The sequence below is a fragment of the Klebsiella sp. MBT K-1 genome, assembly GCF_002556465.1.
Lineage (GTDB): Bacteria > Pseudomonadota > Gammaproteobacteria > Enterobacterales > Enterobacteriaceae > Klebsiella > Klebsiella grimontii.
In genome coordinates this window covers 166,210-176,807 of the sequence record NZ_PDEL01000015.1, presented here as the reverse complement: position 1 = coordinate 176,807, position 10,598 = coordinate 166,210, and the positions used below count along the sequence as shown (strand labels likewise).

General features: G+C 54.0%; 8 protein-coding genes and 2 rRNA genes. 4 read left to right on the top strand and 6 right to left on the bottom strand.

Annotated elements, in window-relative coordinates:
- The 3 genes from CMQ96_RS21970 to CMQ96_RS21960 form a co-directional block, all read left to right on the top strand.
- Positions 1–820: ribosomal RNA gene (locus tag CMQ96_RS21970) — 23S ribosomal RNA — on the top strand; the annotation flags it as partial.
- Between the two features lie 69 nt (positions 821–889).
- Positions 890–1,005, top strand: a 5S ribosomal RNA gene (gene rrf, locus CMQ96_RS21965).
- A 318-nt stretch (positions 1,006–1,323) separates the two neighbouring features.
- The gene (locus tag CMQ96_RS21960; RefSeq protein ID WP_004132772.1) at positions 1,324–2,622 is read left to right on the top strand and encodes an MFS transporter; all 1,299 of its coding nucleotides are present in this window, start codon (positions 1,324–1,326) and stop codon (positions 2,620–2,622) included.
- A 2-nt stretch (positions 2,623–2,624) separates the two neighbouring features.
- Here CMQ96_RS21960 and CMQ96_RS21955 read toward each other — a convergent pair whose 3' ends face one another.
- The 5 genes from CMQ96_RS21955 to trxC all read right to left on the bottom strand — a co-directional run bounded on the left by CMQ96_RS21955 (position 2,625) and on the right by trxC (position 8,347).
- Complete coding sequence (locus CMQ96_RS21955; RefSeq protein WP_049130124.1) at positions 2,625–2,951, bottom strand: YfiM family lipoprotein; 327 nt, start codon at positions 2,949–2,951, stop codon at positions 2,625–2,627.
- A 39-nt stretch (positions 2,952–2,990) separates the two neighbouring features.
- The gene (gene pssA, locus CMQ96_RS21950) at positions 2,991–4,346 is read right to left on the bottom strand and encodes a CDP-diacylglycerol--serine O-phosphatidyltransferase (RefSeq protein WP_024359372.1); all 1,356 of its coding nucleotides are present in this window, start codon (positions 4,344–4,346) and stop codon (positions 2,991–2,993) included.
- 93 nt (positions 4,347–4,439) lie between these two features.
- The gene (gene pat, locus CMQ96_RS21945) at positions 4,440–7,118 is read right to left on the bottom strand and encodes a protein lysine acetyltransferase (RefSeq protein ID WP_098067328.1); all 2,679 of its coding nucleotides are present in this window, start codon (positions 7,116–7,118) and stop codon (positions 4,440–4,442) included.
- Positions 7,119–7,153: 35 nt separating this feature from the next.
- Positions 7,154–7,852: a tRNA-uridine aminocarboxypropyltransferase gene (locus CMQ96_RS21940; protein ID WP_004132777.1), complete on the bottom strand. Its 699-nt coding sequence runs from the start codon at positions 7,850–7,852 to the stop codon at positions 7,154–7,156.
- A gap of 69 nt (positions 7,853–7,921) precedes the next feature.
- The gene (gene trxC, locus CMQ96_RS21935) at positions 7,922–8,347 is read right to left on the bottom strand and encodes a thioredoxin TrxC (RefSeq protein WP_004104599.1); all 426 of its coding nucleotides are present in this window, start codon (positions 8,345–8,347) and stop codon (positions 7,922–7,924) included.
- Positions 8,348–8,550: 203 nt separating this feature from the next.
- Here trxC and CMQ96_RS21930 point away from each other — a divergent pair, with 203 nt between their 5' ends.
- Entirely contained in the window at positions 8,551–9,624 is a 1,074-nt protein-coding gene (locus CMQ96_RS21930; protein WP_049085826.1) for a tRNA/rRNA methyltransferase, read from the top strand.
- A gap of 55 nt (positions 9,625–9,679) precedes the next feature.
- Here CMQ96_RS21930 and ung read toward each other — a convergent pair whose 3' ends face one another.
- Complete coding sequence (gene ung, locus CMQ96_RS21925; protein WP_098067327.1) at positions 9,680–10,369, bottom strand: uracil-DNA glycosylase; 690 nt, start codon at positions 10,367–10,369, stop codon at positions 9,680–9,682.
- Between the last annotated feature and the right edge of the window lie 229 nt (positions 10,370–10,598).

Below are 10,598 nucleotides of genomic sequence, written 5' to 3'. Positions count from 1 at the left end.
TTGACACTGAACACTGGTCCTTGATGTGTAGGATAGGTGGGAGGCTTTGAAGTGTGGACGCCAGTCTGCATGGAGCCATCCTTGAAATACCACCCTTTAATGGCTGGTGTTCTAACGTGGGCCCGTTATCCGGGTTGCGGACAGTGTCTGGTGGGTAGTTTGACTGGGGCGGTCTCCTCCTAAAGAGTAACGGAGGAGCACGAAGGTCAGCTAATCCTGGTCGGACATCAGGAGGTTAGTGCAATGGCATAAGCTGGCTTGACTGCGAGCGTGACGGCGCGAGCAGGTGCGAAAGCAGGTCATAGTGATCCGGTGGTTCTGAATGGAAGGGCCATCGCTCAACGGATAAAAGGTACTCCGGGGATAACAGGCTGATACCGCCCAAGAGTTCATATCGACGGCGGTGTTTGGCACCTCGATGTCGGCTCATCACATCCTGGGGCTGAAGTAGGTCCCAAGGGTATGGCTGTTCGCCATTTAAAGTGGTACGCGAGCTGGGTTTAGAACGTCGTGAGACAGTTCGGTCCCTATCTGCCGTGGGCGCTGGAGAATTGAGGGGGGCTGCTCCTAGTACGAGAGGACCGGAGTGGACGCATCACTGGTGTTCGGGTTGTCATGCCAATGGCATTGCCCGGTAGCTAAATGCGGAAGAGATAAGTGCTGAAAGCATCTAAGCACGAAACTTGCCCCGAGATGAGTTCTCCCTGACTCCTTGAGAGTCCTGAAGGAACGTTGAAGACGACGACGTTGATAGGCCGGGTGTGTAAGCGCAGCGATGCGTTGAGCTAACCGGTACTAATGAACCGTGAGGCTTAACCTTACAACGCCGAAGATGTTTTGGCGGATTTGAGAGAAGATTTTCAGCCTGATACAGATTAAACAGAATTTGCCTGGCGGCACTAGCGCGGTGGTCCCACCTGACCCCATGCCGAACTCAGAAGTGAAACGCCGTAGCGCCGATGGTAGTGTGGGGTCTCCCCATGTGAGAGTAGGGAACTGCCAGGCATCAATTAAGTGAAGAGCCCATCCTGACGGATGGGCTTTTTGCGTTTCAGATAAGCAAAATCGTCCCGACCAGCCATGCGTTCCCCTCCTTCCTTGTAATATAAAAGCCTGTCCAGAGGGACTTACCCTCATATTTCACTTCATCCCAGCCTGTCCGTTCGCGTTAATCTTGAATCGCCACAGTAAGAAATAAAATGTGATATTTATCACATATAAAATAATAACAATTATATAACATTTGGTTTACTAATTAATTTGTCTGAGTGAGTTGGGTCATCCAACACAGCAGATTGCAGTCTTTGCTGGAGCAGAATTACAATGACAGAAAGCAGTATTAGCGAACGTGAATCCCAGGATCACGGTGATACCCGGCGTCGTATATGGGCAATCGTAGGGGCATCATCAGGGAATTTGGTTGAATGGTTTGATTTCTACGTCTATTCATTTTGCTCACTCTACTTTGCGCACATCTTCTTTCCTTCTGGCAACACCACTACGCAATTGTTACAAACTGCAGGGGTCTTCGCTGCTGGTTTTCTGATGCGTCCGATCGGGGGCTGGATATTCGGGCGTATTGCCGATCGCCGTGGACGTAAAACCTCCATGCTTATCTCTGTTTGCATGATGTGTTTTGGTTCTCTGGTGATTGCCTGCTTGCCGGGTTATGCAACGATAGGGACCTGGGCTCCGGCTCTGCTATTGCTGGCTCGTTTATTCCAGGGTCTGTCCGTTGGTGGAGAATACGGTACCAGCGCTACCTATATGAGCGAAGTTGCCGTAGAAGGTAAAAAAGGCTTCTATGCCTCATTTCAGTACGTCACGCTGATTGGCGGCCAACTTCTGGCTGTACTTGTTGTTGTTGCGTTACAACAGATCCTCAGCGATGAGGCGCTGCATGCGTGGGGATGGCGGATCCCCTTCGCTCTCGGCGCAGTATTAGCCATCGTTGCCCTGTGGCTGCGCCGCCAGTTGGACGAAACCTCAAAACAGGAAACTCGCGCGTTAAAAGAAGCGGGATCGTTTAAAGGATTATGGCGTAACCGCAAGGCATTTATCATGGTGCTCGGATTCACTGCCGCAGGTTCATTAAGCTTTTATACCTTTACAACCTATATGCAGAAATATCTGGTCAACACCGCTGGCATGACGGCGGGTACCGCCAGCATGATTATGACCGCGGCTTTATTTGTTTATATGCTGGTTCAGCCGCTTTTTGGCGCGCTCTCGGATAAGATTGGCCGCCGGACCTCAATGCTCTGTTTTGGCGTACTTGTTACCGTCTTTACTGTCCCGATTCTCAATGCATTACAGAACGTGAGTTCGCCGTATGCGGCATTTGCTTTAGTAATATGTGCCCTGCTGATAGTGAGCTTTTATACCTCAATTAGCGGAATTCTGAAGGCTGAAATGTTTCCGGCACAGGTACGCGCCCTGGGGGTTGGGCTATCTTATGCGGTGGCGAATGCGCTATTTGGCGGCTCGGCTGAGTACGTCGCGCTGTCGTTAAAATCGGCAGGAATTGAGCACGCTTTTTACTGGTACGTGACCGTAATGGGAGCGATCGCATTCCTGGTGTCCCTGACGCTACATCGTAAAGGCAAGGGTCTACGTTTGTAGGCTTACTGATGTGCCAGCTGCCATACCGCATAGCCGGTAGTGGCACCTGCCACATCCCAGGCGAAATCCTTCCAGCTCCAGCCGCTCCCGGATGGGCGGCTGTCCCATAGCTCCTTCGATGCCCCTAAACTTACGGAAAACATAAAGCCAATGGCGGCACTACGGTCGCGGCTATAGCCCTGATGTTGGGCATATTCGTTGCCTGCGGCGGAAAGCATGCCTGAGGCGAGGAAGTGTTGGGCTTTATCCTGGCCACTCCATGCATCATTAGCCATATGGCTGCAGCCGGTCAGTAATAATAGTGGGACAATAAGCATGATGACGCGCATACTAATTCCAGAAAAAGCCCCGCTGGGCGGGGCGAGAATTCAGAGAATACGGCTGATAAGACGGTCGATTCGAATACGTCGCAGACGCCTGATCAGTTTGCGTACCTTTATCGGGTAATCGGCAATACTTTGCAAATCGCGATAATGCTGAACGATCGTAGTATGTTTGCGGATGAGATTGAGCTCTTTTTCACGCATTGCGCCAAGCTGATGTTTCGGGTCGTGGATAAGAATCGCGTTCTCTAAATCCAGGCGCCAGGCGCGCGGGTTCAAGTTGTTGCCGGTCAGCAGCATCCATTCGTCATCAACCCACATGCCTTTCAGGTGGTAGCTGTTATCGTCGTCCTTCCATAAACGGACAATCAGCTGATCGGTGTTGACATAATACTGTAGTCGGCTCAGAAAGCGCCGCAGATTGATTTCATAAAGGTAGGGCAGCGCGCCGATAATTTTAAACGGCTGATCTTCCGGTATATAGAAATCATTAGCGGTTTTATCACCAACAATAATTTCAACTTTCTTCCCGCTGCGTAGCAGTTGAATGATATTACGCACTAGCAGAGCGGGCAGGTTGAAATAAGGGGTACAGATAGTCAGCTTATGCTCAGCGCAGGGCATCAGATGGAAAATGGTTTTATTCAGCAGGCTGGTCTTCCCCAGACCAACTAAAGGGGTAACCGACAGCTGATCTTCATCAGCATTGCCGAGAAAATGATAGCCGCTATCGCGGAGCTCCTGGCGATACTGACGGATGTCATTTTTGATTTCCGGACTTTTTGGCCGATCGGCCCTGTCAAGGCGGTTAACTCCACGCCCTTGCACCAGGTTATTCTCAACCCAGTCAAACATCACATCGGCCATTTTACCGTTGCGAATGCACTGGTAGCGGTCATAGCGATACTTATCGTGCTGATGCAGGTAAACGTCATTCAGACTGGCGCCGCTGTAGAGCACGCTGTCATCAATGATAAAGCCTTTGAAATGGAGAACGCCGAGCGCTTCCCGGGTATTGACCGGAACGCCATAAACCGGGATGTCGACACCGGGGTTTTCCTGAGCCATGCGGCAGTACCAGTCGGCATTGGTGTTTGACGCCGCGGCGCCAATACGTCCGCGCTGGGCGCGATGCCAGTCGACCAGCACCTGCACATCTAATTCTGGACGCTGACGCTTAGCGTCGTATAGCGCCTGCAAAATTCCTTTGCCGCCATCATCCTGTTCCAGATAAAGCGCAATGATACAAATACGCTGGGTGGCTTGAGCTATCCTGGCCAGTAACGCTTGCCGAAAATCTGCCGGAGCGTAAAAGAACTCGATATCATCAACTGACTGAGAAAGCTTAGGGAGTTGGGCAAGGTGTTGTTGATGTTTATTGCGTTTAAATTTTGACAACATCACAGTGCGTTTCTTCTCTGTTTATTGAAGGGTCTTCTGTACCATGCAGACGACGTAAGCGGGCAATAATACCATTACTGCCCGTTAAAGTAGTCAACAATTGCGGCCAGCCGTTTGTAATTGCTCAGGTACAAGCTGTAGAGACAAACTGACAATCCCATCTTCAAGCTGAATATCAACCGAGAATCCTAGCTTTCTGGCAAGGCCGATCATGCCTTTATTATTCGGCATGGTAATACCATTCAGCCGCTGCAGGCCGTGGTTTTGCGTATAGGCAATCAGCTTTTCCAGGAGCTTGCGGCCTAAACCCATACCTTTCAGGTCGGAGCGCACCAGGACGGCAAACTCGGCATCGATATTATCCGGGTCGGAGATCGCCCGCGTCACGCCGAGGATCTCATCCCCCTCGGCCGTGGTGCGCACAGCAACAAAGGCCATTTCTCGATCGTAGTCGATCTGCGTCATATTGGCTAAATCATCATGGGTAAATTCGTTGATTTCGCTGAAGTAACGATAATAGAGATCTTCCTTTGTGACCTGAGCGATAAAGGCCATCAGCTGCGGCTCATCTTCCGGGAGTATGGGACGGAAAAGGCAGCGTTCGCCATTCTTCATCACCACCCACTCCTCCTGCTGCTGTGGATAAGGGCGTATGGCGAGGCGGCTTTCGCTGTCGCCGGTGAAAGGGGCGAGCGTTAACGTGACGTCAAGCGCGGTGAACTCGTGGCCGGAAGCCAGAAGAGGGTGAATATCCAGGCGCTGTATTTCCGGGCAGTCGACGATCAAATTCGATACCTGTACCAGTAGCTGGCTCAGGCCGGGTATATCGAGCGCGCGCAGCGCGCTGCGCCCGCGCACTTTTTTACTTTTGATGGCCTGGATAACGAGGTAGCGCGCAAGGTTCATATTCAGCGGCGGGAGCGCGACGGCGGCCTGATCCTCAGCCCGCCATTCGACGCCGCCTTCTCCCAGCATGATCAGCGGCCCAAAAACCGGATCGTGCTCAACTACAACCCGCAGCTCTTGCGCCCCGGCGCGATTAGCCATGCTTTGCACCAGCAGCCCGTGAATACGCGCCTGAGGCCAGGTCATTTTGACGCGATCGAAGATCGCATCCGCGGCCTGCTGTACCTCGGTTGCCGTGCGCAGATAAAGCATAACCCCCTGAACTTCCGACTTATGCGGAATATCGGGCGAGCGTAGCTTCAGAGCGACGGGGTAGCCAATCTGCTCGGCGATATGTACAGCCTCGGCGCTATCGGCGGCAATCCACGTTGGCAGAGTATGAATACCGTAAGCGCGCAGCACGGGGCTCACTTCATGGGTATCCAGCGACGTTGCGCCTTCATTCATTGCGCGTTGCAGCAGGCTGTGCGCTTCGGCAGTGTTAGTGGTTAACGAATCTGACAGGACCGGAGTTTCCCTGAGCTGTTTCTGGTTACGCCGGTACTCCACCATGTGCATAAAAGCGGTAATCGTTCCCTCAGGCGTTCGATAGGTCGGCAGCCCCGCATCGCTAAACAGACGCCGCGCTTCTTGTGAAGAGAACTCACCGCACCAGTTGGTGAGAACCGTAACGTATTTGCCGCGCGGATGACGCTTCAGAGCGTCAATCAGCGCCAGCGCGCTCTCTGTCCCCGGCGCGGCAGCGCTGGGGGAATGGATCACCAGTAGCGCATCGTAGTCATGGCTATCCAGCAATATGTTCAGCGCTTTGAGGTAATGCTCGCTGCTGGCGTCATCGCGGAGATCCAGCGGGTTGGCGATAGCGATAGTTTCCGGTAATGCCTGACGGAGAGCGCTGCTGGTCTCTTCGCTGAGAGCGGCGAGTTTGCCGTTGCGCAGCCAGAGCTCATCCAGCGCCAGCGCAGCCGGAGCGGCGCCGTTGCTGATAATCATCAGTTTCTCGCCGCGCAGCGGGCGCATGTGGCTGAGGGTTTCGACCGCAGAGAACAGCTCGTGCGTATCCTGTACCCGCAATAAGCCTGCGCGCTGAATAGCGGCGTCCCACGCCGGATCCATGCCGGAGTTGACGTGCAGGAGCTTCTGCGCAGCCGGACTGCGTCCGCTTTTAATCACCAGGATCGGCTTATTACGTGATGCGCTACGGGCCGCCGAGACAAAGCGGCGGGCATCGCTGAGGTGTTCGAGATAGAGCAAAATCGCGCTGGTTTTACTGTCGCGAGCGAGGAAATCAAGCAGGTCATCAACGTCGATGTCCAGGCTATCGCCCAGCGCAATAAAGTAAGAAAAACCCATCTCACGCTGCTGAGCCCAGTCGAGGATAGTATTGGAGACCGCCGCCGATTGCGAAATAAACGCCAGTTTACCGCGATGTATAGGCACCGGCGAAAAGCTGGCGTTAAGACCCTGCCACGGCGCAAGCAGGCCAAGACTGTTCGGGCCGAGCAGCCGCATCTGATAGCGGGCGGCACATTCCAGCAGAGCGGGATACTGTTCGGGTATGGAAGAGAGAATGATGCAGGTTTTGCACCCTTTTTGCCCCAGCGCTTCCAGCAGCTCAAGGTTTCTGCGGGCGTTGGTGCAAAGCACCGCGAGATCGGGCGTGAAGGGCAGGCTATCGACGTCAGGCCAGGCCAGTACGCCCTGAACCGCTTTCCACGCTGGCGTAACGGGGAGGACGGGGCCGTTAAACCCGCCAGCCAGCAGGTTGCGCATCATCAGATAACCGGCGCGCTGTGGTTTCATTGACGCGCCAATAACGGCGATCGACTTTGGCCGCAGCAATGCTTCCAGGCCTCGTTGGCTCATACCGGTCTCCTTTGATCCCCAGTGACCGAATGATTTTAAACGTTTTCTATCAGTTGTGCTGTGATACTGCCCTTATGCTGGGTTTTTCCTGCCAGGTAGCGCGTTCTGAATAAGCTGAAGTGATCGCCAAGAGCCGCGGCCGCGGTTTTATCCCCCGCCAGATCCAGCAGCGCAATCGCGACTTCGGCGGTACAGTATTGACCTTCTGCGTGCGCTTCCCGGAGGTGATAAGCGGAGATGCGCGACAGATCGACGGAAATCATCGGCAGCGCGTCAAGCCAGGGGCTTTTGCGGAACATTTTTCGCGCTTCGGGCCAGGTGCCATCAAGCATGATAAACAGCGGTGGTTTACCCGGGAGCGGGGAATCAAGAACCTGACGCTCTGCGTCGGCATAAGACGCAGGAAAAACCACCATCGGCTGATATTGCGGGTCGGCGACTAAATCCAGCAGCGCCTGCGGTGGTTCGGTTCGTGACCACTGAAAGGCTTCGGTATCCGGCAGGATATCGGCAATCAGGCGTCCGGTATTGCTGGGCTTCATTGGCTCGGTATCGAACATGACCAGGCAAAAACGGCTGGTAGCGGCAACCGGGTTGAGGGTGGCGCAGAGGCACTGTTTCAACGGTAGCAAGCAGCGCTGGCAGCGGTGGATGCGGTTGCCGCGAGCAAGAAAAGGCCGGGTAGCGCGCGCGAGGCGTTCGGCGCGAAGGCGGAGGACGGCGTTATCAGTCATGGGGATCGCTAAGAAAAAACGCCATTGTCGCAGAGGTGAAAACGGGGCACAAGCGGTGCCCCGTGAGGTTTACTGCTGGCCTGCTTCATTTAGCCAGCTATCGAAAGGCGCTTTGGGGACGGCGCCATTCAGCATGTCGATGACTTCGCCATTTTTAAACATCATAATGGTCGGGATGCTGCGAATGCGGAAGCGAGCGCTCAGTTCGCGTTCCATCTCGGTATTCACTTTCACGAAACGCATTTCACCGCTGCGTTCTTCAGCCACATCTTCAAAGATTGGCGCAAAGTTACGGCAGGGGCCGCACCACGGCGCCCAGAAATCAACAACAACGGGCAGATCGTCCTTCAGCAGTTTATCCAGCGTTGCCCCGGTCGCGTTGATCACATCGCCATCAAAAAGATCGTGACCGCAGCGCCCGCATTTCGCGCCATCGGCGCTACGATCGTCGGGGATGCGGTTCAGAGCCTGACAACTGGCACAAACGGTATTCATAACTAACCTCTGGTTATGGGTTGCAGCGCGGCACGTGGCCGATTTGTTTCTGTAATGTTACATATTATCGATGCACAGCTAATAAAGGACAATGAGTTTTATTCAATGAATACGATAGACTCAGGCTTTTAAATGAAATAATGGCTAAGTGATGACACATCGGGTAATCTGCGCGCTTCGCGCAGCGCAGGTGGAGAAAATGAATGAGCGACGACGAACTGAAAAATAAAAGCGGCAAGGTCAAAGTGATGTATGTCCGCAGTGATGATGATTCTGACCGACGTACCCATAACCCGCGTACCGGGAAGGGAGGGGGACGTCCAGGAAAGTCTCGTGTTGACGGTCGTAACCGCCCTGCGCGCGATGAAAAAGAGAGCCGCGGTGGCGATCGTAAACGTGACGATCGCAAGCGTGAAGGCTTTGGCGGTGAGGGTTCCTCTCCGTGGCGTACCGTATCCCGCGCGCCGGGTGATGAGGCGCCGGTAAAAGCGGATCACGGCGGGATCAGCGGAAAAAGCTTTATCGATCCTGAAGTGCTGCGTCGCCAGCGCGCGGAAGAAACCCGCGTCTATGGTGAAAACGCTTGCCAGGCGCTCTTCCAGAGCCGTCCGGACGCCATTGTACGCGCCTGGTTTATCCAGAGCGTGACCCCGCGCTTCAAAGAAGCGCTGCGCTGGATGGCGGCGAATCGTAAAGCCTATCACGTGGTTGATGAAGCCGAGCTGGCGAAAGCGTCCGGCACTGAACACCATGGCGGGGTTTGCTTCCTGATTAAAAAGCGCCATGGCACTTCCGTTGAGCAGTGGGTAGCTAAAGCCGATGCTGAAGATTGTGTTCTGGCGCTGGAAGATGTCGGTAACCCGCATAACCTCGGCGCGATTATGCGCAGCTGCGCGCACTTTGGCGTCAGGGGCGTGGTGGTGCAGGATGCTGGCGTTATGGAATCCGGCGCCGCGATTCGTACTGCGGAAGGCGGCGCGGAACACGTTGAACCGATTACGGGCGACAGCTTCATTGATACGCTTGAGCGCTTCCGTAAAGCGGGCTACGCGATTGTTTCTACTTCCAGCCATAACGGGACTCCGCTGTTTAAAGCCGAGCTGCCGAAGAAAATGGTGCTGGTGTTAGGCCAGGAGAGTGACGGTCTTTCCGACGCCGCTATTTCCAGCGCCGATCTGAACATCGCGATTGAAGGCACCGGTAACGTTGAAAGCCTGAACGTGTCCGTAGCCACCGGCGTGCTGCTGGCTGAATGGTGGCGTCAGAACAAGGCGTAACACCTTGTCTCAGCGTCAAAATGCCAGCGTAATGCTGGCATTTTCATTTTCAGAGCTATTCGCTTTCAGCCGGCAGCCTGGGTACCCAGTCAATCGGCGCTTCGCCGCGTTCGGCCAGCCACTGATTCGCCTGCACGAAATGATTACTGCCAAAGAACCCGCGGTGGGCGGAGAGCGGCGACGGGTGCGGTGCTTTGAGCACGCAGTGGCGCTGGCGATCGATTATCGCGCCTTTCTTCTGCGCATGCGAACCCCATAGCAGAAATACCACGCCTTCCCGATGCTGGTTAATCAATGAAATCACTTTATCGGTAAAGGTCTCCCATCCGAGGCTGGCATGCGAGTGCGCCTGCCCGGCACGAACCGTTAATACGGTATTGAGCAGCAAAACACCCTGACGCGCCCAGCTTTCGAGATAACCGTGAGTCGGGCGCTGAAAGCCCGGTGTCGTCCCTTCCAGCTCCTTGTACATATTCAGCAGCGACGGCGGTATCTGAATTCCTGGCAGAACCGAGAAGGCCAGGCCGTGCGCCTGCCCGGGTCCGTGATAAGGATCCTGGCCGAGGATCACCACTTTGACGTCGCTTAACTCCGTATAACGAAACGCGTTAAAGACATCTTTTTGCGGGGGATAGATGGTGATTCCCGATTGGCGTTCTTCAGCTACGGTTTTCAGGGTATTAACAAACCAGGGTTGCTGCTTCTCTTCTGCCAGCACGTCATGCCAGGTTAATGGGGTGGTCATTTTGCTCTCCTGCAAAGTGTCATCGCCATAGCTTAACTGCATCTTTCAACATCACAAAATTTGCTCCGCGCGATTGCCGTTTTTCATGCAAAAAAAATTGAAAATTTACAAATTTATTTGGTGTCCGACACGGCGTAACTTGATGTAAAACAATAATATCCAGCTATGACCACTTTTGTGATGTGGTTTTTGTTGATTTAAATCAAAGAATGCCGGGTGCCCGGCTGAT

Excerpts from the sequence above, each read along its gene's own strand:
- CMQ96_RS21955 (WP_049130124.1), bottom strand. The coding sequence starts at position 2,951 with ATGCGCGTCATCATGCTTATTGTCCCACTATTATTACTGACCGGCTGC.
- CMQ96_RS21960 (WP_004132772.1), top strand. The coding sequence starts at position 1,324 with ATGACAGAAAGCAGTATTAGCGAACGTGAATCCCAGGATCACGGTGAT.
- pat (WP_098067328.1), bottom strand. The coding sequence starts at position 7,118 with ATGAGCCAACGAGGCCTGGAAGCATTGCTGCGGCCAAAGTCGATCGCC.
- CMQ96_RS21930 (WP_049085826.1), top strand. The coding sequence starts at position 8,551 with ATGAGCGACGACGAACTGAAAAATAAAAGCGGCAAGGTCAAAGTGATG.
- trxC (WP_004104599.1), bottom strand. The coding sequence starts at position 8,347 with ATGAATACCGTTTGTGCCAGTTGTCAGGCTCTGAACCGCATCCCCGAC.
- CMQ96_RS21940 (WP_004132777.1), bottom strand. The coding sequence starts at position 7,852 with ATGACTGATAACGCCGTCCTCCGCCTTCGCGCCGAACGCCTCGCGCGC.
- ung (WP_098067327.1), bottom strand. The coding sequence starts at position 10,369 with ATGACCACCCCATTAACCTGGCATGACGTGCTGGCAGAAGAGAAGCAG.
- pssA (WP_024359372.1), bottom strand. The coding sequence starts at position 4,346 with ATGTTGTCAAAATTTAAACGCAATAAACATCAACAACACCTTGCCCAA.